The organism is Bacillus cereus group sp. MYBK15-3, from assembly GCF_051916765.1.
Taxonomy (GTDB): domain Bacteria; phylum Bacillota; class Bacilli; order Bacillales; family Bacillaceae_G; genus Bacillus_A; species Bacillus_A cereus.
In genome coordinates this window covers 20,994-40,606 of sequence record NZ_JBQAHG010000012.1, presented here as the reverse complement: position 1 = coordinate 40,606, position 19,613 = coordinate 20,994, and the positions used below count along the sequence as shown (strand labels likewise).

The following is a 19,613-nucleotide window of genomic DNA, read 5'->3' as shown; positions in this document are numbered from 1 at the left end:
GGGACAGTGCCTTTGATGAAATTTGTAGTTTTAGCTATTCTTACTTTGTTTTTGATTCCATGGACAAGAAGTAGTAGTAAGCTTCGAGCAGTGGATAAGAAGGGAGATAAGAAGGTTGTAAAGGGTAAGAAATCATCTATTTTAGTTATTCCTGTTTTATTTTGGATAGGTATTGCAATCTATGAATACTTTTGGCTAATTGATGATCGAGTAGATTCGATTCTTACTCATTATTCTGTTGCAGTAGCAATTTTAATTGGGCTTGTTTTATTTTCACAAGATCAAATAGGGAAATTAGAAGGTACATTAAAAGGACTTCTAATGTTTATTTTACTCGCAAGTTACGGCTACTTTGGTTATTTGCACGATATAGTAATCTCGCAAAAGAAATATGATTCTGTTGTTAAGGTAGAGAAAGATATTTCAGAGCCATTTACTGAAAATGACCAGCCGTTTACAGTGCCGCCAAAGACAGCGGAGAATAAGATGAAAAAAGTATTTGGTGATATTCCAAAAGTAGCTTATTTTGAGCTAGGAGAATTAACGCCACAAATGGTAAACGGCGAAGCTTTATATGTAGCGCCGATTGAAGTTTCAGGTTTTTTTAAAGCACGTAAAGCTGAGACAATTCCAGGGTATGTAACGATGTCAGGTACGAATCCTGATGCGGAAGCGAAACTGCACCTCGGTTATAAAATGAAATATGTGCCAAGCATGTTTTTTGGTAATAATTTAGAGCGTGTGGTAAGGCAAGCAGAACCAAATTTAATCTTTAAAGGAAAACCTAAATTTGAGGTTGATGATAAAGGAAAACCATATTATACAATGACGTATGGTGAATTTATTTCAGGAAGATCTGGATTTGAGGTAGAAGGTGTTGTCGTAGTAGATGCACAAACAGGTGAAGTGAAAAGATATGATAAAGGAAAGGCACCTAAATTTGTTGATGGTGTATTAAATCATGAGACTGCATCTACGTTAAATACGTACTTTGGTAAATATATTCACGGATTTTGGAATACGAAATTTTCACAAACAGATATGAAAATTCCGACTGAGTGGGGAACGAAAGAAGGCGTGACCCCGATTTTTGGTAAAGATGGAACACTGTATTATTTTACAGACTTTACTTCTCCAAAAGAAGGAGTAGATTCAGCTCTAGGCTATTCATTAGTAGATGCACGCACAGGCAAGCTATATTATTATAATGGAAAAGAAGTAAAGGGGATTATGGATGGTTCAGCAGCTACAGAAGTAGTGGATAATTCCTTTAAGAGAGAGAAATGGCATGGGACAATGCCTGTCATTTATAACGTATACGGTAAACCAGCTTGGATTATTCCGGTTGTTGATGACGGAGGCCTAGTACGTGCGCATACAGTTGTATATGCTGCTAATGCAAAAATATTTGCGACAGGTTCTTCGCAGAAAGAAGCGCTTGAGAATTATAAAAACGTAATGAGCGGTAATGGTGATACATTTAGACCAACCTCAACAGGAAAAGAAGCGCAAAAAGAAGGTATTGTACAACGTGTATATAAAGAAAAATCTGGTGAAAATACAATCGTGTACGTACTTTTAGAGAATGAACAAAAGGTATTTATGATACCAGTGAAGAAATTTCCATATGCTATGTTTACAGAAGTAGGAGATCCAATTCAAATTACATATTTAGATACGGGAGAGACGATGGCCTCGGTATCTAAATTTACGAATAGCAATGTGAAAAAGTAAAGCGGTAGAATTTCTATCGCTTTTTTTACATTATGAAAGAGGAAAATGCACTGTACTTGACGTATGTTTATGATGTAACTATAATTGTTACGATTCAGTGTGTATAGGAAAGGGTGAATTGAAAAAGTGAATGAAGTTAATCACGAAATATATAAACCTGTAAAGGCAAACAGGTTGTGGATGATTCTTGTATTAGGGACACTTACGGCAATTGGGCCATTATCTATTGATATGTATTTGCCTTCATTACCGAAGTTAACGGATGACTTGCAAACAGGTGCATCCCTAGCGCAGCTTACATTAACAGCTTGTTTACTTGGGCTTTCAGTAGGGCAATTATTTGTTGGCTCAATTAGTGATATTTACGGAAGACGCAAACCACTTATTATTGCTCTTATTATTTATGTTGCTTCTTCTTTACTTTGTGCTGTTGCGCCATCTATTTGGACATTAGTATTATTGCGCTTCCTACAAGGAGCTTCAGGATCAGCCGGGATTGTTATATCACGTGCGATGGTAAGAGATATGTACTCAGGTTCTGAAATGACGAAGTTTTTCTCACTGCTTATGTTAGTAAACGGAGCAGCACCTATTTTGGCACCGATTATTGGGGGGCAATTGTTACAGTTTACAACGTGGCGCGGTGTTTTCATCGTTCTTGGAGCAATTAGCGTATTCATGTTAATCTCAGCTACTTTTGTATTACGTGAAACATTACCTCCTGAAGAAAGAGAAACGGGTGGTTTGTCAGGGACTTTGGCGACGTACGGAAAATTGTTAAAGGACCGTCTGTTTATGGGATATGCATTGTCACAAGGATTAGTAACAGCGGCAATGTTTGCATACATTTCGGGCTCACCATTTGTGTTGCAGAACATATACGGAGCATCACCACAGCAATTTAGTTTATTCTTTGCGATTAACGGCATCGGTATTATTATTGCTAGTCAGGTAACGGGTCGTTTAGCGGGGAAAGTGAATGAGAAGACATTATTTGTTGCGGGTATTATTATCGCAGCTGTTGGTGGTCTATCTTTACTACTGACAATCGTACTAGGAATAGGTTTAATTGGTGTTTTATGTTCGTTATTCCTTGTTGTATCAAGTGTCGGGGTTGTATCAACAACTGGGTTCTCATTAGCGATGAGAAATCAGAAACAAGCTGCAGGAACAGCATCAGCTTTATTAGGTTTATTACAGTTTATTTCAGGAGCTCTTGTTGCTCCGCTAGTAGGTATCGGTGGAAGTAATACAGCATTACCGATGGGTATTGTTATTGCGCTTTGTGAAGTAGGAGCAGTGTTATGTTATCTATTTATGGCCAGAAGAAGTGAGAAACAGTTTGAACTGCAACAAAAACAAAATCTAGAGGCTTAACAAAAAAGAACTGATTCAAAGGGAATGTTTGAATCAGTTCTTTTTTCATTTCTTTGAAATACCTCATACAGTTTTGTAAGGTGATGTAGTAAAGCATTGCAAAAATTATTTGTATAAAGTGACGATACTGTGACAAACATGTTGGTATATATATTACGGTGTCGTCTTAAGTGTAAAAAGTAGGATGTTCTCGGTATAATAACAAGTGGAGATAAAAGAAACTATAATGAGTAATAGTTGTAGATAAAAGGAGAAGAAGAGATGAAGAAGGTTTTGGGTATTGCCGTAATGGGAGGAATGCTCCTTCTAGCAGGATGTAATGGAAATAAAGATACGAAAGAACCGAAAGAAAAGGTAGAGCAATCTACAGAACAAACAGAAGAGATGAAAGAATACCGTGCAGTACATGAAAAATACGATATGAAAATGAATAAAGAAATTAATAAAGCACTGCAGTTATTTGAAGTAGCAAAAGAAAAGGGCGGTAAGGAAATAACGACTGCTACATATAAAGAAGATGTGCAAAAGGTAACAACGAGCATGTTAGAAGATATTGATCATATACGTAAAGAAATTCGTGTGCCGAAGTCGAAAGAGCAAGAACATGAAGTATATGTTGGTTTCTTGAATGAATCGGAGCAAGCAATGAAAAAATTACAGAAGTTAGCTAAAGAAGAAGATTCATCGTTGATTCGTGATATAGAAATTAATTTTGCAACAGCATCAACATACTATAAACGTTTTCAAGCAGAAATGAAAAAATAACCTTGCCTGTGCAAGGTTATTTTTTCTTCTTACTACCGCCTACTTCTTTATTTTATTTCTCTTTTGTATTCTTTTTTCGTTCCATCAGAGAAGACAACTTCTAAATCAAATTTTTGATAGTCTTTATCAAGTTTGAACACGTTCACTACTTGATCGATTACTTCTTGGTCAGCAGTATTTTTATCAAATTTTAATTCTTGTAAGAGTGGGCTTAATTTTGTGATAGCCTCGTCTCCTGTTAATTTTACATCTGCTTTATGATCTTCAATTTTTGCTTCCATTTTCTTATCAGCTGCTACATTTTTATAGTCTGCTTCGTAGTCTTTCTTTGTATCTTGGTAGTCTGCCTTTAAATCGAATTCATTGAAGTTTAGTTTTAAATCTGCAGGAGCCTCATTTTTTGCTTCTTCAGTCGTCTTTTTATTAGAAGTTGTGTCTTCTTTTGCAGGAGCTTTACATCCTGTTAATGCAGGTACTAGCATAAGAGCTAATAAAACTGATAGTAGAATTCTCATTATAAATTCCTCCTTATGTAAATTCGTTCTATACAAGTTTTTCCCAAAAACATGTAATTATGTATGTGTTGAAAATAAATTATTATTCTGTAGTTGCAAGGGCTAATCCGCAATTTAAATCAAAAAAGATTTGTATGTATATGGTAAATTGAAGTTGTGAGGAGGGGCTAAAATGCATGAAGAATATAAAGAGATAATAAAAAAATCAATTGAATATATAGAGAATCACTTACATGAGGAGCTTACAACAGAAAGAGTGGCATCTCACAGTGCAGTATCGATGTACCATTTTCATCGCATCTTTCAAAGATATGTTGGGATGAGTGTAACAGATTATATTCGAAAGAGAAGGTTAACTCATGCTGCGCAAGTTTTAGTGTCAACGGAGAGAGCTGTTATTGATATTGCAGTGCAATACGGTTTTTCCTCACAAGAGGCATTTACGAGAGCTTTTAAAAGAATGTTTCAATTGCCACCAAAGAAATATCGAAAGTACTTTCAGTCATTTTATATAGAAAGAGAGGGTGTTTCAATGCAAAAAGGTATACCGAAAGGATGGATCTTAAGTGGAAGTCATCCTGCTGAATATGAGATGGGTTTAGATTATGAAGTTGTCCATCAGGGGAAAGTATCTGCATACATAAAAGCAAAAGAGAATGTTACGCACGGAGGATTTTCAACATTAATGCAAATGTTCCGAGCGGATAAATATGTAGGAAAGAGATTACGTTTTACAGCATTTATTAAGAGTGAAAATGTAAGAGATTGGGCAGGATTGTGGATGCGAGTAGATGGAAAAGATACAGAACCGCTCGCTATGGATAATATGCAAAATCGCCCCATTAAAAATACGAATAACTGGCAATCGTACTCGGTTGTATTAGATATAAAAGAAGAAGCACTTGGTATTGCATTTGGTGTTTTATTATCAGGAGAAGGTTGTGTGTGGCTAGATAGTATTCGATTTGATGAAGTAGATGAAAAAATTCCTTCAACAGATTTGGCAGAGAACTTTTATGAAACACTTTTAGAAGAGCCAGTGAATCTACAATTTGAAGAAGTAGAAAAATAAAAAACAAGGAGAAAAGATATGCTCAAATATGTAAAACTAATAAGTATTAGTTTAGTAATATCGTCTTGTATTATGGGAATTAATTATTTAGTTAGCTATCTTTGGTCAGGGCATATACCTTCTTTGACGTGGAGAACATATTTGATGTTTGTGTTTATATTTATGATGAGTTTTGGTTCAATGCAAAAAGAAGGAAAAGAGGATTATTGACAATAGTCTTCTTCGCCTTTCTTTCATTAACACAAATGGTTGTAACTGTTTTTGGAGATGCAGGTATGATTTTCAATATCATCTCACTATCGTTACAACTTGTAAGTTTGGGTGTAATTGTACCACATGAAATGCTTTCTAAAACATATCAAACAATCGGTGAATTATTTCCTGCAATATATGCAGGAAATGGCTATTATACAATAATATTTGGAGGAGTTAGTTTAGAAAGAAATATTATTTCATTATTAGTTATTGTATTGGTTATACAATTAGTAGCAGGTATGATTTTAGCTATAAAAGGAATGGCAAAGGGAAGAGGAAGCTCTGTAGTTAAAGTTGTATAAAAGTAAAAAGGTATCCTTCATGGGATACCTTTTACTTTTGTTACTTTGCAACTTCTGTCCACTTGTAGTTAAACTCACCACCGAAGTCAGTTGTTACAAGTCCTTTAATGAAAGAGCGTTGTAAGTAAGAACGACCTTGTTGGTATAAAGGAGCGACAGCGCCGTCTTGTAATAGAATTTTTTCAGCTTGCTTCATTGCTTCAAAGCGTGCTTTTTCATCGCCAGCTAAATCTGTTTTCACTTTATGAATTAGCTCATCGTACTCTTTGTTAGAGTATTTATCGAAGTTATAAGCACTATCTGTTGTAAATAGATCTAAGAATGTAATTGGATCAGCGAAGTCAGGGCCCCAGCCGTCAATACCAATTTCATAGTCACCACTTAATAGTAGTTTTAGCTGTTGTTTACGTGGTTGTGGTTTTAAATTCACTGTTAATCCGTCTAAGTTTTTTTCTAATTCACCTTTTAAATATTCACCAGTCTTTTTAGCTAAAGCATTGTCACTTGTTAATAGTTCGATTGTTACTTTGTCAGTACCAAGTTCTTGTTTTGCTTTTTTCCAGTTTTCTTTCGCTGTTTTCACATCATCCTTGACTAGATTTCCATTTTCTTTACGGAAGTCGTTGCCTTCTGGGCTCTTTGCGAATTTCGCAGGAACCATTCCTTCAGCTGGAACAGCGCCGTTATTTAAAATTGTTTCTACGTAAGCTTTTTTATTCATTGCGCCGTTAATAGCAAGGCGTGCATGTTGATTTTTTAATGTTTCATTTTTCTGATTTAGTCGTAAGAATTGAATGCCGACTTCAGCGCGTTCCTTGAAGTTTGGATCGCTCTTATATTTATCAACAAACTCTGCAGTTAAAGCAACGCGATCAATTTGTCCTGAATCATATAAGTTCACTTCTGTAGACTTATCTTTAACGACATTGAAGTTGATTTCTTCTAATTTTACCGTTTTAGCATCCCAATAGTTAGGGTTTTTCTTCAATTGGAAGCTTTGTTCATGTTTCCAGTTCTCTAATGTGAAAGCACCGTTGTAAATTAAATGATTTGTTTCCAAACCATATTTATCACCTTGAGATTTTAAGTACTCTTCATTAATTGGTAAGAATGTTGAGAATGTCGTTAAGCTTAAGAAGTAGGGAACAGGACGGTCTAGTTGTACTTCTAACGTTTTGTCATCGACAGCTTTGACCCCTAGTTGATCAATTGGCAATTGTTTTTGGTTTATTTGTTTCGCATTCTTTATATCGAAGAATAAGAATGCGTATTCAGCTGTTGTATCAGGATTTACGGCACGTTGCCAAGCGAAGGCAAAGTCCTTTGCTGTAACAGGAGTACCGTTTGACCATTTTGAATCACGCAGATGGAATGTATATTTTGTTTTATCGGGACTAATGTCAACCGACTCAGCGACACCAGGAACCGGTTTATTATCTTCTCCCATTGCATATAACCCTTCAAAAACATTGCGCATTACGTTCATGGATTCCCCATCCGTTGCTTTTGCAACATCCATTGTTGGAATTTCTGAAGCGAATGATAAGTTAATTGCCTGTTTATCAGGTGCTTTATCGTTTGCTTTCGCTCCGCTTGCATTATCTTTATTTCCCCCGCAAGCAGTTAGTAATAGACTTGCCCCTAAAACAGATGCAACAACAGGTATAACTTTTTTCTTCATTGTTCGTTCCTCCCTAAATGTGTTGTTCGTAACGTCATAATGTCCATGTCTGAAGTAGCTATAGAAGGAGATAAAACCTATTATAAATATTTGTTTATAGGTAATCAGGTGTTCTATATGTATATACATGTTGATCTATAATCTATCGTTATATGTTTCAATGTAGTAGACATTATATTTTGATGGTGAAATATTTCGTTTCTTTGATTATTTAGAATATTAACACTGAAAAGAACTATATGTCAATAATAAAAATAGATTGTTAATTTCTTAGAATAATATATTGAGAAAGCATATTCTCATGTGTGAGAGAACCTATTTTAAATATATTTTGCTAAAAAAACAATTGGTGTGGGCTAATAATAAGTGGGGATGAAGAAATCCCCACTTATTAAAGTTTCACTTTATTTTTCAATTTTTGCCCACTTGAAGTTTAATTGACCTGCAAAGTCTACTTGCACAATTCCTTTCACATAAGAACGTTCTAAATAAGATTCGCCTTTTTGGTAAAGAGGAGCGATAACAGAGTCTTTAAATAATATTTTCTCGGATGCTAGTAATGCTTCCCAGCGAGCTTTTTCATCACCAGCTAAAGTTGTTTTCACTTTTGCTATTGTTTCATCGAATTCCTTATTAGAGTAATGATCTAAGTTATAAGGGTTATTCGTTGTAAATAGCTCAAGGAATGTAATTGGATCCGCAAAGTCAGGGCTCCAGCCATCAATTCCGATTTCGTAGTCACCTTTTAATAAAAGCGAAACTTGTTGCTTACGCGGTTGCGGTTTTATATTTACTGTTAATCCATCTAGATTCTTTTCTAGTTGTCCTTTTAAGAATTCACCAGTTTTCTTATCAAGGTCAGCATCACTCGTTAATAATTCTAATGTTATCTTTTCAGAACCAAGCTCTTGTTTAGCTTTTTTCCATAACTCTTGTGCAGATTTTGTATCAACTTTTGTTAAATCGCCATTTGCAGTACGGAAGTCTTTTCCTTCAGGTCCTTTTGCAAAGTTTTTTGGAACGAGACCAAATGTTGGTGTAGATCCATCATTTAATAACGTATTTACAAAGGATTTTCTATCAATTGTTTGATCAATTGCTTGGCGTGCAGAAACGTTTTGAAGCACTTTGTTTTGTTGATTCATACGTAAAAATTGTACGCCTACGTTTGGACGTTCTTTAAAGTTAGCATCCTTTTTATATTTATCGACGAAGTCAGATGTTAGTTTTATACGATCTAATTGTTTTGACTCGAATAAATTTACTTCTGTTGATTTTTCTTTTACGACGTTAAAATTGATTTCTTCTAGTTTGACAGTATCTTTATCCCAATAGGTAGGGTTTTTCTTGAATTTAAAGCTTTGTTCGTGCTTCCAATCGCTTAGTGTAAAAGCCCCGTTGTACAAGATTGTATTATCTTCTAAAGCGTACTTATCACCTTGTGCTTTAAAGAATTCCTCGTTAATTGGTAGAAATGTTGGGAACGCTGTTAAGCTAATAAAATACGGAACAGGACGCTCCAATTCTACCTCAAACGTATGGTCATCAACTGCTTTTACACCAAGTTGGTCGGCTGGAAGTTCTTTGTTGTTAATTTTTGTTGCGTTTTTAATATCAAAGAATAGAAATGCATATTCAGAGGCTGTTGCTGGATCTACGGCTCTTTGCCAAGCGAACACAAAATCTTTAGCTGTAACAGGAGTGCCGTTTGACCATTTTGAATCTCGCAAATGGAATGTGTATTTCGTTTTATCGCCACTTACTTCATGAGATTTTGCAACACCAGGAACAGGTTTGTTACCTTCACCAAGATTATACAAACCTTCAAATACGTTTCTCATTACTTGACCAGAATCAGTATCTGTAGCACGAGCCGTATCCATTGTTCGTATTTCAGTAGGTGAAGATAAGTTTAAAACCTGTTTACTAGGTGCCTCGTCTTTTGCATTTGCTCCGCTTGCTTCGTTTTTATAACTACCGCAACCAGTTAATAAAATACTTACTCCTACAACTGATGCAATACCGGGTACAAACTTCTTTTTCATTTGATTTTCCTCCTAAATAATTAAGTTTGGATGATGATGAGGGAAATGAAAAATAAAAAATCCCTCTTTTCATATTGAGAAAGAGGGATTTTTACGTACAAGTTATGCACCCGTATATAAACGAAGTCCCTCATTCTATCTTTCAAGCATAAAGCTTGCAGGAAGTGGCACAGTATTCAAAATGAACCTGTTGCCGAGGTTTCAAAGGGCCAGTCCCTCCACCTCTCTTGATACAATGAGTAAACGAATAAATTTTATTAATTTTTGTGTTTCTTTGATAATTCAAAATCTTACACCTTGAATAATGAAGTGTCAACTAAATGAAATATAGTTTAAATTTTCAGTTTTCTTAAACAAAAAAACCACTGCATAGGGCAGTGGTTTTTCTACTAGAAGTTAAAGTTATCTGGATCTGGACCAACGCGACGATCTTCATTTAAAGCTTGAATTGATTTCATATCATCAGCACTTAATTCAAAGTCGAAGATGTTTGCATTTTCAATAATGCGATGTTCTTTAATTGATTTGGGAATTGTTACAACTTCGTTTTGTAAATCCCAGCGTAAAATAATTTGCGCAGTTGATTTATTATATTTTGTCGCAATTTCTTGTAATGTTGGATTATCTAGTAGTTGTCCTTGCATTAATGGTGACCAAGCTTCAAGCTGAATATTATGTTCTTTACAGAATGCATGTAACTCTTCTTGTGCTAAACGTGGGTGGTATTCCACTTGGTTGACCATTGGCTTAATTTCAGCAATTTCAAATACGTCTTGTAAGTGGTGAATGTGGAAATTACTCACACCGATAGCGCGAACACGGCCATCTTTATAAAGTTTTTCTAATGCTTTCCATGATTCGGTATATTTCCCTTTTACAGGCCAATGTACTAAATATAAATCTAAATATTCTAGACCTAATTTCTCTAATGTAGTTTCAAATGCTTGAAGTGTTGTTTCATATCCTTGATCGCTATTCCATACTTTTGAGGTAATAAATAATTCTTCGCGTGAAACACCGGATTCACGAATCGCTTGTCCAACGCCTTCTTCATTTTGATAGATTGCTGCAGTATCGATGCTGCGGTAGCCATTTTTAATTGCTGCTTTTACAGAATCAATTACTTCTGAACCATCTTCTACTTTAAAAACACCTAAACCAAACCAAGGCATTTTTACACCGTTATGTAATGTTGTATAGTCTTTTAAACTTGTTAAAATCATATTATTTCCCCCTAGCTTTTTTGTTTGTTGCTTCTACTGCTTTTTGAATTGCCTCTGAAAAATTATATTCGTATAAAGTTTTGAGACCCTCAGCTGTGGAACCACCTGGCGTTGTTACTTGTTCGCGGAGGTTAGCTGGATTTTGCGTTTGTTCGAGCATAGAAGCAGAGCCAGAAATCATTTGAATGACAAGATGTTTTGCGGTTTCTTCATCGACTCCATAACTTTTTGTTGTTTCAATTAAGCTTTCAGCAAAGTAATAAAGGAAGGCTGGTGCACTTCCAGTAACTGCAGTAAGCTGATGAACTTCTTCCTCAGTACAAAGTTGCGAAGTACCAATACCTTTTAAAAGCAGTTGCAGGGTTTCTTGATGCATCTCATTTACTGATTGTCCCATTGTATATAAGGAGATAGATTTTCCAATTTCAGCAGCTGTATTAGGCATAATCCAAGCAACAGGCGTGCCCTTTGGGAGTCTAGCTTCTAAATAAGATGGTCCAATGCCAGCTGCGACTGTTACGACTAGTTGATTTGATATTAACGGAGATAGCTCAGCTAATAACTCTTCATGAGCAGAAGGTGGCATTGCTAAAACAACCGTATCAACAGATGTAACATGCTGTTTCCAATCTGTTGCAGTAGACACATTATATCGATGTTGTAACTGTTTTAGCTTTTCTACGTTGCTTCGATTAGAGACGATAATTTCTTCGATGTACTCTTTGCTTGTTTTAAGTAATCCGGAAAATATAGCTTCTGCCATACGACCGGCACCAATAAATAAAATTCGATGTTTAGTTAGCATATTCTTTATTCCTTTCTAGTAGAGATATGTTATAAAAACGATATCATCTTTAAGAGAATGTTGTAAAAAGAAAAGACTTACCGTAGATGGAATGGATAATGAGAAGGCGGAAATTCATGCTAATATTAACTGTTATTAATCTCTTTATATGTGTAGCTGGTTTGCTAGAGTGGAAGAGCAATTATAAGGGGCAAGAACATACAAATAATTATATCTAGAAAATAATTAGAATTGAAAAACCCCTGAAGCATATATGCTTCAGGGGTTTACTAATAGAATATAAGATTATGCTTTTGTCATACCAAGTAATACAGCGCCGCCGATAATTAAAACACTACCTAGTGCAATAAAGATCAATTGACGTTTTGTTTTCTTTTCACCTAAGAATACAATCGCACCGAATGTTGAGATAACGATTCCAGTTTGAGATAATGGGAAGCTTGTTGCTACTCCAACACGTGGTAATGAAAGAAGTAAGAATAAGTTTCCAGTTCCCCATAGTAAACCAGACAAAGCATTACGGATTGCATATTTGTTAAACGGTTTATGTTTAGACGTCAGTACAACCGCACCAACAAACATACCAACTGCTTGTGGTAAAATAGCAGACCAACCATCAATATTATACCAACGAATAATAATTACATATACAAGATAGCCGAAAGTAGAAACAATTAAAGTAAGAAGTCCTTTTTTCAATTGTCCAGGTGGCTGAGCATTTTCTTTATCATCTAATGATGTGAATACAACACCAACTACAATTAATAGGATTGCAATCGTTCCCAGAATGATCGTTGTAGTAGTAGTCCACTCACGGAAAGCGATAACCCCAAAGATAGAAGTTGCAACAAGTTGCATACCAGTAGAAATCGTTACAGTAGTTGAAACACCTAGTTTTTCAACTGTTTTTAATTGGTTTACTTGTCCTAAAGCCCAGAATAAACCTGAAATAAAACCAACAATTAAGATTGTCATTGTTAAAGCTGGTTGAGTAAATACATACATAATTGTTGCGAAGAATAGAGCACCGATTGTCATACCTACCGTTTGGCTATATGCACCACCGCCCATTTTTACGCTTACTAATAAGATGTTTCCCCATGCAATTGCAGGAAGAAGCGCTAATAAAATGTCCATTACAAGACTCCCTTCGGTTTGCTATACCAATATAGTTACATATCGTTCTAACGATCGGTAATGCCCCACTAATAGAGTAGAAGATTACCGATCGCTAAAACAGGATGAAGAATTCACAATATAAATGCGTTTTCATTTCTTCATTTTTTGAAACACCTCCATATAATAACAGGAAATTGCCTATTTTAGAAAGTGAATTCAAATAAAATGTATATTTAAATAAGAGGTAAAATTCAGTTATTTCCCATTGGTATATTTTATTTCCTAAGAAATAAAGAAGCAGCTTCGACAAAAGCTGCTTTAAGAGTTAGTAATTCTTTTATTAATAAGTTGAATACATAGTAGAAATACGAGTGACATACCGATAGTAATAACTACAAGTGTCCAGGCGAGTTGCATATTACTTGCATCAATAGCCATGTAAATTGCAGTTGGGATTGTTTGTGTTTTACCAGGAATGTTCCCGGCAAACATGAGTGTAGCACCAAACTCACCGAGCGCGCGGACAAAGCTCAAAATCATCCCGCTTAGTAAGGTAGGAAATGCGAGTGGAAGTGTAACGTGCAGAAAAACTTGATATTCACTTGCGCCAAGGTCACGAGCACTTTCTTCAATTTGTACATTTGCGATAGAAAATCCCGTTTTCGCTGATTGGTACATAAGCGGAAATGCAACAACTGTAGAAGCGATAATCGCAGCAGTAGATGTGAACATAATAGACTGCTGAAATAATGATTCAACCCACTTTCCGATCGGGCTGTTGTTTCCAAAGATGATAATGAGAAAGAAGCCGATAACAGTTGGTGGAAGTACCATTGGTAATAAAAATATGGTTTCTAATAGTACTTTATATCGCCATGAGGAGCGAGCTAGTGCTCGCCCGACAATTGTCCCTAAAATTGTAACGAGAATAGTGGCGCACGCAGCTACTCTTAAAGATAGAAAGACAGGCGATAAAATAGCATCAATGCTCATAGTGATTACGACAGAACTGTAAATCCATATTTCTTAAAGATAGATTGTGCATCTTTTGACTGCAAATACTCATAAAATGAAGTCGCCTCTTTCTTATGTTTAGATTCCTTTATAACACCTAAAGGATAGTGGATTGGCTCATGAGAAGTAGCTGCTGCTGTCTCACCAATCTTTACTTTATCCGAAATGAGAGCATCTGTTTTGTATACGATGCCAGCATCGACATTCCCTGTTTCTACATATGTTAACACTTGGCGAACATCTTTTGTAAATACGACTTTATTTTGAACATCATTCCAAAGGTTTTCGTGTGTTAGAGAAGCCTTTGCATATTTGCCAGCAGGTACAGATTCAGGTGTACCAAGTGCAATTTTTTTGATTTTCTCATCTTTTAAATCTTGAAATTTTGTAAGTGAACTATCTTTAGGGATGACTAGAACTAGTTCATTTCCAAGAAGATTTTTCCCTTCTTTTTCACTAATGAATCCTTTTTTTACAAGGGTTTGGAATTTATCTTCTGCTGCAGAGAAGAATAAATCAGCAGGTGCACCTTGTTCAATTTGTTGTTGAAGTGCTCCAGAAGCACCGAAGTTAAAAGAAAGTTTGATATTTGGCTCTTTTTCTTTATATTGTTTCTCGATTTCTTTTAATGCATCTTGTAAGCTTGCAGCAGCTGAGATAGTCAGTTCAACTGTTTTATCCTCTTTAGCAGCTGACTTTGTATGCTTTTCCCCACTTGTACAAGCAGCACTAAATATAAGAAGGAAAGAAAGTATAAGTGCCCCGATGGAACGTAATGTAAATTTATTCATAAAAAAATCCCCTTTCGTTTTGATACATCTAATTATAACTAATTATATCTAAATATAACTAGTTATAATTGAATGTAATTTGAACATATATCTATTTTTAAAAAATAGGAGAAATATTCTTTTCTTTGTTACAATGAAAGGAGAAAGTGAGGAATCGTCTATGGATCATCATTCCTACACAACGGAAGAAGTAGCAAAGCGATTAAAAGTATCAAAATTAACTGTATACGACTTAATTAAAAAAGGAGAACTTCCTTCTTATAGAGTTGGTAGACAGATGCGCATTGATGCAGCAGATTTAGAACAATATATAAAGCAAATGAAAACAGGGAAAATACAAGGTACTCCTGTAAAGAGCGAAGATAGTAGAGGCTTGGATACATGTATTATTAGCGGACAAGAACTAACGTTAGATATGTTGGCAAAACGTATAGAAAATCGCCTGCCAAGTTCAAATATATTAAGGGCATATCAAGGTAGTTTAACGAGTTTAATAAAAATGTATCAAGGAGAAGGAAGTATCGTTAGTCTTCATTTGTTTGATGGAGAAACGGGTACATATAATGTTCCTTACGTAAAACGTATTTTAGTTGGACAACCATGTACTATGATTAATTTATTAGCAAGGAACGTTGGGTTTTATGTGCAAAAGGGAAATCCTAAAAATATAAAAACATGGGCCGATTTATCTCAATCATCTATACGATTTGTAAATCGAGAAAAAGGTTCTGGTATTAGGGTGTTAGTCGATGAACAATTGCGCATTCAAAAGTTAAATAAAGAACGTATTAGTGGATATGAATGGGAAGAATCGAATCATCTTGGTGTTGCCACGCAAGTTGCAAATGGAAAAGCTGATGTAGGAGTAGGTTCAGAAAAGTTTTCGCAAATTGTAAATGTGGACTTTATTCCAATCATGAAAGAACAGTATGATTTAGTAATTTTGAAGAATAAAGAAAATGAAGAGTTGATTGAAGTTGTAAAAGACATTCTGCAATCGGAAGAATTTCATAATGAATTAAATGCGATTGGCGGATATGATATTACGAAAACAGGTCAAATTGTATGTGAAACAAACTAAAAAGCTGCTTGTCTATAAGACGAGCAGCTTTTTCTATATATAAAGGGGGTTGGAGAAACAAAGTGTTAAACAAGACCTTGAGCAAGTGTATAAATGAAAGCCGTAAGAAGAGTAGCTCCACTTGCAAGTCCGATAAAGTCTGATTTGTTGAAAGTAATGTTGTTCATTATAAACTCTCCTTATTTGTTTAATGTAGTTGCAACAGCTTTTGCATCGACAAGTGCGGATAGCACCATGCCCATTGTATTTAAAAATTTATTTGATTTCATATTGTTCATCATGCGTATCCGCTCCTTTTCGAATTGTTGTTGCCCTGCTTATGTCTTAATTATAGGAAATATGTCCACTTGCAACTATCGAATTAGCTTACGAAAGACTTACACTTTTGTAAGAAAAAAAGACATTCATGTAAGAATGTCTTTCACAGCATATTGATATGATGATGGTCTTCAATTGTTTTTAAAAAACTACGCATTGAATTCGTCATATAGCTATCTTTACGGCATATGAAAACCGTTGAAATACTGCCGTATTTTTCAGGGATTGCATGACAATGTACCTTACCTGCTTTAGAAAGATGATGGACAGCAGACTGTGGTACGAGTGTAATTCCGAGGCCGAGTGCAACGCTGTTTAATATTGTCTCTAATATATTGAATTCCATAATTCTTTTTGGTAGCAAACCTTCGTCTTTCAGCCATCGTTCTAGTTTGGAACGGTATCCGCATCCTTGGTTAAAAACGAGTAGAGGCGTTGTTGTAAATTTTTCTATATGAAAAGCTTTATTTTGTGTTACAAGCATTAATTTTTCTGTACTAACATCGTATTGTTCGATTAGTGGATGTTTAATAGGACCTGATATAAAGGCACCATCTAATTGATGATCAAGTACTTCTCTAATTAATTCTTCTGTTAGACCCGCTTGTAATGATAAATCGACATTCGGATAGCTTTTATAGTAAGAAGATAAAATGGTAGGCAGTGTACTTACTGTTTCGACTGTACCGATTTTCAATATACCGGAGGGTGTTTCGCTATCTAAAAATACTTGTTTTAGTTCGTCGACATCTTGCAAAATTTTACTAACATAAACGAGCATTTTTCTTCCTTCAGCTGTTAAAGTCATTCCTCGTTTATGGCGGTAAAAGAGTGGGGTTTTTAATTCGTTTTCTAGTTGTTTAATACGTGCAGTTACATTTGATTGTACATAATTTAATTCCTTTGCTGCGCTACTTACACTACCCTGGTCGGCAACGCTTTTAAAGATTTGTAAGTCTCGTAATTCCATTTTGTAATCCCCCTTGATGTTAACTATCATTATAAATGATAGTTAACATCATTTTGAATCATTTTACGTGATATATTTTTTCTTTTACAATTCTCTTTGTGCAAATAGAAAGAAACGGGGGATTGCGGTGAGAAGAGGTCAAATGATAATAGGGGCTTTAGCGTGTTTAATTGCGAGTATGTCATGGGGAGCGATGTTTCCAGTTGCTGATCATGCGCTAGAATACATAGATCCATTTTATTTTTCGCTTATTCGCTATGGAGCAGTGGCGATAATGCTGATTGTATTGTTGTTAATGAAAGAAGGAAAACAGGCATTTCGTTTAGAGGGAAGAGGAAAGTTACTCGTCTTTTTTGGAACGATGGCATTTACAGTATATAATGTCCTCATATTTTTAGGGCAAATGTTGATGGGTAAGTCGGGTGTAATGGTAGCTTCCATTATGGAATCACTTATGCCGATGATTTCTATTTGTATTTTATGGGGATATAAGCATATAAAACCGAAGAAGTATATGATAACGAGTATGGTTATTGCTTTTGTAGGAGCTGTGTTTGTTATTACAAAAGGTGACATGAGTTTCTTTGTAACATTGAAAGATAATATGTTCTCATTAGCATTTATATTTATTGGTGTTGTAGGCTGGGTTATTTATACGATGGGTGGTCAAACGTGTAGTGATTGGTCAACATTACGTTATTCTACGTTGACGTGTGTATTCGGTACGACTGTTACAGGAATTATAACGGTAATTATTACGTCGCTTGGATATGTTTCAGTTCCTAGTATGGGAACGATTTCTATTGTGAAGTATGATTTGTTATTTATGATGACATTGCCAGGTATTGTAGCGCTACTTGCTTGGAACTATGGTGTGAAAATTTTATCATCCATTAATGGGATTTTATTTATTAATTTTGTACCAATTACGACTTTAGTTATTATGATGATGCAAGGGTATCAGATCACAATGTTTGATATTATAGGGACTGTACTTGTTATTGCAGCGCTTATTCGCAATAACGTTTGCCAGAGAAAAGAAGAAAATATAAATAAGAGAGTTTTACAAGAAGAACAATTACGTCAAGCTGTTTAATAGGCAAATGGAGGATTTCACATGTTAGAAAGTTTATTGTTTTTCTTCGCCGTCGGAGTTGCTTGTGAGCTTGCAGCAATTAATCGAAATGGTCGTAAAAAGATAAAACAACAAGCTGAGCTGATACAGCTTTTAAAAGAATTGAAAGAAAGAAAAAATTAAAAAGACGACCGGGCATAGACGGTCGTCTTTTTCTATATAAAGGGGAAAGGGGACACAAAGTTATACAAGCGTAGCAGCGTAAATGAAAGCAGTAAGAAGAAGAGAGCCGTTAGCTAATCCTAAAAAATCTAATTTGTTAAAAGTAATGTTATTCATAATACATTCTCCTTACTTGTTTAATGCAGAAGCAACAGCTTTTGCATCGAAAAGAGCCGATAATACCATGCCCATTGTATGTAAGAAATTGTTCGTTTTCATTTTGTTCATCATATTGATCCACTCCTTTTCGAATAATTGTTGCCCTGTTTCTGACTTAATTGTATGAAATATAGTAAGAAGTAACTATCGAATTAGCTTACAAGAAAATTACACTTTTGTAAGAATTGAAATTTAACAATTCATCCTTAATTTTATTACCAACTCCTAAAACTTAGTGTTATAATTATTGTAAGAATATGATTATACTTCGGATGTTTAGAAAGGAACGAAATAAATGTATAAACCAATTACATTTTTGTTGAAATATATATTTAAAACAGCTGGGAAAGTAGAAGTGCAAGGAAGAGAAAAGCTACCAGAAGGTGGTCCGTATGTTGTTGCGTGTACACATACAAGTTTTATGGATGTATTAATGTTAGCTACAGGGATGTACCCAACTCAAATTCATTACATGGCAAAAAAAGAATTATTTGAAGGGAAATTCAAAAATTGGTTCTTTAAAAATGTAAATGCATTCCCTGTAGATCGTGCGAATCCAGGACCAAGTACACTTAAAATTCCATCACGTTTATTAAAAGAAGGAAAGGTAGTAGGGATTTTTCCGAGTGGAACAAGATCAGCGGAAGATGTTTCATTAAAAGCGGGTGCTGTGACAATTGCGATGCGTTCTAATGTTCCGTTAGTACCAGCAGCTTATGTTGGTCCATCAAGTGTAAAAGAATTAATAAAGGGGAAAAAGGCGCAATTGATTTTTGGAGATCCAATTCAAATTGAGGGTGGAGAACAAATAGATCGAAAAACCGTTATGAAAATGATGACAGATCAATTAAATGAGAAGTTTGAGGAGTTAAAAGAAGCTTTGCAATCAAATCAAAAATAAGAAAAGACGACCGGGCATAGACGGTCGTCTTTTCTATTACTATTTATAATAAAGGGGAAAGGGGACACAAAGTTATACAAGCGTAGCGGCGTAAATAAAAGCAGTAAGAAGAAGCGAGCCACTAGCTAGTCCTAAAAAATCTAATTTGTTAAAAGTGATGTTATTCATAATATATTCTCCTTACTTGTT

At 35.1% G+C, this 19,613-nt stretch carries 22 protein-coding genes and 1 riboswitch; of the genes, 10 read left to right on the top strand and 12 right to left on the bottom strand.

Annotation, left to right across the window (positions count from 1 at the left end):
• The first annotated feature begins 15 nt into the window (after positions 1–15).
• The 3 genes from ACTFR8_RS28975 to ACTFR8_RS28965 all read left to right on the top strand — a co-directional run bounded on the left by ACTFR8_RS28975 (position 16) and on the right by ACTFR8_RS28965 (position 3,876).
• On the top strand, positions 16–1,734 hold the full coding sequence (locus tag ACTFR8_RS28975; RefSeq protein ID WP_000674048.1) for a DUF3981 domain-containing protein: 1,719 nt from the start codon (positions 16–18) through the stop codon (positions 1,732–1,734).
• 117 nt (positions 1,735–1,851) lie between these two features.
• Positions 1,852–3,111, top strand: a complete 1,260-nt coding sequence (locus tag ACTFR8_RS28970) for a multidrug effflux MFS transporter (RefSeq protein ID WP_223153447.1) — start codon at positions 1,852–1,854, stop codon at positions 3,109–3,111.
• A gap of 261 nt (positions 3,112–3,372) precedes the next feature.
• Entirely contained in the window at positions 3,373–3,876 is a 504-nt protein-coding gene (locus ACTFR8_RS28965; protein WP_000756516.1) for a hypothetical protein, read from the top strand.
• Positions 3,877–3,923: 47 nt separating this feature from the next.
• Here the strand turns inward: ACTFR8_RS28965 and ACTFR8_RS28960 are convergent, their stop codons facing one another.
• Positions 3,924–4,391 (bottom strand): YusW family protein, encoded by a 468-nt coding sequence (locus tag ACTFR8_RS28960; protein ID WP_001221553.1) that lies wholly within the window; start codon positions 4,389–4,391, stop codon positions 3,924–3,926.
• Positions 4,392–4,563: 172 nt separating this feature from the next.
• Here ACTFR8_RS28960 and ACTFR8_RS28955 point away from each other — a divergent pair, with 172 nt between their 5' ends.
• The 3 genes from ACTFR8_RS28955 to ACTFR8_RS28945 are packed head-to-tail and all read left to right on the top strand — an operon-like array spanning position 4,564 to position 6,020.
• Entirely contained in the window at positions 4,564–5,463 is a 900-nt protein-coding gene (locus tag ACTFR8_RS28955) for a helix-turn-helix transcriptional regulator (RefSeq protein WP_000544203.1), read from the top strand.
• Positions 5,464–5,481: 18 nt separating this feature from the next.
• Positions 5,482–5,673 (top strand): hypothetical protein, encoded by a 192-nt coding sequence (locus ACTFR8_RS28950; protein WP_000922547.1) that lies wholly within the window; start codon positions 5,482–5,484, stop codon positions 5,671–5,673.
• Positions 5,670–6,020 carry a hypothetical protein gene (locus ACTFR8_RS28945; protein WP_000156941.1) on the top strand — a complete coding sequence of 117 codons (351 nt, stop codon included), beginning with the start codon at positions 5,670–5,672 and terminating at the stop codon, positions 6,018–6,020. The genes ACTFR8_RS28950 and ACTFR8_RS28945 overlap by 4 nt, the downstream gene beginning before the upstream one ends.
• A 40-nt stretch (positions 6,021–6,060) precedes the next feature.
• On the opposite strand, the gene ACTFR8_RS28940 is transcribed toward ACTFR8_RS28945, so the two are convergent.
• The 7 genes from ACTFR8_RS28940 to modA all read right to left on the bottom strand — a co-directional run bounded on the left by ACTFR8_RS28940 (position 6,061) and on the right by modA (position 14,698).
• Complete coding sequence (locus ACTFR8_RS28940; RefSeq protein ID WP_000730945.1) at positions 6,061–7,701, bottom strand: peptide ABC transporter substrate-binding protein; 1,641 nt, start codon at positions 7,699–7,701, stop codon at positions 6,061–6,063.
• A gap of 404 nt (positions 7,702–8,105) precedes the next feature.
• Positions 8,106–9,746, bottom strand: coding sequence for a peptide ABC transporter substrate-binding protein (locus ACTFR8_RS28935; protein WP_000726474.1), 1,641 nt, complete (start codon positions 9,744–9,746; stop codon positions 8,106–8,108).
• A 132-nt stretch (positions 9,747–9,878) separates the two neighbouring features.
• Positions 9,879–9,983, bottom strand: a riboswitch (SAM riboswitch).
• A 152-nt stretch (positions 9,984–10,135) separates the two neighbouring features.
• Complete coding sequence (locus ACTFR8_RS28930; protein WP_000604197.1) at positions 10,136–10,969, bottom strand: aldo/keto reductase; 834 nt, start codon at positions 10,967–10,969, stop codon at positions 10,136–10,138.
• Between the two features lies 1 nt (position 10,970).
• Positions 10,971–11,774, bottom strand: coding sequence for a pyrroline-5-carboxylate reductase (gene proC / locus ACTFR8_RS28925; protein ID WP_000956278.1), 804 nt, complete (start codon positions 11,772–11,774; stop codon positions 10,971–10,973).
• 285 nt (positions 11,775–12,059) lie between these two features.
• Positions 12,060–12,911 (bottom strand): GRP family sugar transporter, encoded by an 852-nt coding sequence (locus tag ACTFR8_RS28920; protein ID WP_000353544.1) that lies wholly within the window; start codon positions 12,909–12,911, stop codon positions 12,060–12,062.
• Positions 12,912–13,211: 300 nt separating this feature from the next.
• On the bottom strand, positions 13,212–13,886 hold the full coding sequence (modB, locus tag ACTFR8_RS28915; RefSeq protein ID WP_153582486.1) for a molybdate ABC transporter permease subunit: 675 nt from the start codon (positions 13,884–13,886) through the stop codon (positions 13,212–13,214).
• A 5-nt stretch (positions 13,887–13,891) separates the two neighbouring features.
• A complete protein-coding gene (gene modA / locus ACTFR8_RS28910) occupies positions 13,892–14,698 on the bottom strand; it encodes a molybdate ABC transporter substrate-binding protein (RefSeq protein ID WP_001032229.1) in 807 nt (268 codons plus the stop codon).
• 133 nt (positions 14,699–14,831) lie between these two features.
• Between modA and ACTFR8_RS28905 the strand changes: the two genes are divergently transcribed.
• Complete coding sequence (locus ACTFR8_RS28905; RefSeq protein WP_000675609.1) at positions 14,832–15,779, top strand: substrate-binding domain-containing protein; 948 nt, start codon at positions 14,832–14,834, stop codon at positions 15,777–15,779.
• Between the two features lie 65 nt (positions 15,780–15,844).
• On the opposite strand, the gene ACTFR8_RS28900 is transcribed toward ACTFR8_RS28905, so the two are convergent.
• Together ACTFR8_RS28900 and ACTFR8_RS28895 are read right to left on the bottom strand one after the other, a co-directional pair.
• Complete coding sequence (locus ACTFR8_RS28900; protein WP_001060018.1) at positions 15,845–15,946, bottom strand: DUF3948 family protein; 102 nt, start codon at positions 15,944–15,946, stop codon at positions 15,845–15,847.
• Between the two features lie 254 nt (positions 15,947–16,200).
• Positions 16,201–17,067 carry a LysR family transcriptional regulator gene (locus tag ACTFR8_RS28895; protein ID WP_000423033.1) on the bottom strand — a complete coding sequence of 289 codons (867 nt, stop codon included), beginning with the start codon at positions 17,065–17,067 and terminating at the stop codon, positions 16,201–16,203.
• Positions 17,068–17,194: 127 nt separating this feature from the next.
• Between ACTFR8_RS28895 and ACTFR8_RS28890 the strand changes: the two genes are divergently transcribed.
• Positions 17,195–18,163, top strand: a complete 969-nt coding sequence (locus ACTFR8_RS28890; protein WP_002004285.1) for a DMT family transporter — start codon at positions 17,195–17,197, stop codon at positions 18,161–18,163.
• 21 nt (positions 18,164–18,184) lie between these two features.
• Entirely contained in the window at positions 18,185–18,325 is a 141-nt protein-coding gene (locus tag ACTFR8_RS28885; protein ID WP_000894065.1) for a YrzO family protein, read from the top strand.
• Between the two features lie 60 nt (positions 18,326–18,385).
• On the opposite strand, the gene ACTFR8_RS28880 is transcribed toward ACTFR8_RS28885, so the two are convergent.
• Positions 18,386–18,481 (bottom strand): DUF3948 family protein, encoded by a 96-nt coding sequence (locus tag ACTFR8_RS28880; RefSeq protein WP_252209755.1) that lies wholly within the window; start codon positions 18,479–18,481, stop codon positions 18,386–18,388.
• A gap of 337 nt (positions 18,482–18,818) precedes the next feature.
• Between ACTFR8_RS28880 and ACTFR8_RS28875 the strand changes: the two genes are divergently transcribed.
• Entirely contained in the window at positions 18,819–19,424 is a 606-nt protein-coding gene (locus tag ACTFR8_RS28875) for a lysophospholipid acyltransferase family protein (RefSeq protein ID WP_000277780.1), read from the top strand.
• Positions 19,425–19,496: 72 nt separating this feature from the next.
• Here ACTFR8_RS28875 and ACTFR8_RS28870 read toward each other — a convergent pair whose 3' ends face one another.
• The gene (locus tag ACTFR8_RS28870; protein ID WP_001060007.1) at positions 19,497–19,592 is read right to left on the bottom strand and encodes a DUF3948 family protein; all 96 of its coding nucleotides are present in this window, start codon (positions 19,590–19,592) and stop codon (positions 19,497–19,499) included.
• Between the last annotated feature and the right edge of the window lie 21 nt (positions 19,593–19,613).

Excerpts from the sequence above, each read along its gene's own strand:
- ACTFR8_RS28975 (WP_000674048.1), top strand. The coding sequence starts at position 16 with ATGAAATTTGTAGTTTTAGCTATTCTTACTTTGTTTTTGATTCCATGG.
- ACTFR8_RS28965 (WP_000756516.1), top strand. The coding sequence starts at position 3,373 with ATGAAGAAGGTTTTGGGTATTGCCGTAATGGGAGGAATGCTCCTTCTA.
- ACTFR8_RS28960 (WP_001221553.1), bottom strand. The coding sequence starts at position 4,391 with ATGAGAATTCTACTATCAGTTTTATTAGCTCTTATGCTAGTACCTGCA.
- ACTFR8_RS28955 (WP_000544203.1), top strand. The coding sequence starts at position 4,564 with ATGCATGAAGAATATAAAGAGATAATAAAAAAATCAATTGAATATATA.
- ACTFR8_RS28950 (WP_000922547.1), top strand. The coding sequence starts at position 5,482 with ATGCTCAAATATGTAAAACTAATAAGTATTAGTTTAGTAATATCGTCT.
- ACTFR8_RS28940 (WP_000730945.1), bottom strand. The coding sequence starts at position 7,701 with ATGAAGAAAAAAGTTATACCTGTTGTTGCATCTGTTTTAGGGGCAAGT.
- ACTFR8_RS28935 (WP_000726474.1), bottom strand. The coding sequence starts at position 9,746 with ATGAAAAAGAAGTTTGTACCCGGTATTGCATCAGTTGTAGGAGTAAGT.
- ACTFR8_RS28930 (WP_000604197.1), bottom strand. The coding sequence starts at position 10,969 with ATGATTTTAACAAGTTTAAAAGACTATACAACATTACATAACGGTGTA.
- proC (WP_000956278.1), bottom strand. The coding sequence starts at position 11,774 with ATGCTAACTAAACATCGAATTTTATTTATTGGTGCCGGTCGTATGGCA.
- ACTFR8_RS28920 (WP_000353544.1), bottom strand. The coding sequence starts at position 12,911 with ATGGACATTTTATTAGCGCTTCTTCCTGCAATTGCATGGGGAAACATC.
- modB (WP_153582486.1), bottom strand. The coding sequence starts at position 13,886 with ATGAGCATTGATGCTATTTTATCGCCTGTCTTTCTATCTTTAAGAGTA.
- modA (WP_001032229.1), bottom strand. The coding sequence starts at position 14,698 with ATGAATAAATTTACATTACGTTCCATCGGGGCACTTATACTTTCTTTC.
- ACTFR8_RS28905 (WP_000675609.1), top strand. The coding sequence starts at position 14,832 with ATGAAAGGAGAAAGTGAGGAATCGTCTATGGATCATCATTCCTACACA.
- ACTFR8_RS28900 (WP_001060018.1), bottom strand. The coding sequence starts at position 15,946 with ATGAACAACATTACTTTCAACAAATCAGACTTTATCGGACTTGCAAGT.
- ACTFR8_RS28895 (WP_000423033.1), bottom strand. The coding sequence starts at position 17,067 with ATGGAATTACGAGACTTACAAATCTTTAAAAGCGTTGCCGACCAGGGT.
- ACTFR8_RS28885 (WP_000894065.1), top strand. The coding sequence starts at position 18,185 with ATGTTAGAAAGTTTATTGTTTTTCTTCGCCGTCGGAGTTGCTTGTGAG.
- ACTFR8_RS28880 (WP_252209755.1), bottom strand. The coding sequence starts at position 18,481 with ATGAATAACATTACTTTTAACAAATTAGATTTTTTAGGATTAGCTAAC.
- ACTFR8_RS28875 (WP_000277780.1), top strand. The coding sequence starts at position 18,819 with ATGTATAAACCAATTACATTTTTGTTGAAATATATATTTAAAACAGCT.
- ACTFR8_RS28870 (WP_001060007.1), bottom strand. The coding sequence starts at position 19,592 with ATGAATAACATCACTTTTAACAAATTAGATTTTTTAGGACTAGCTAGT.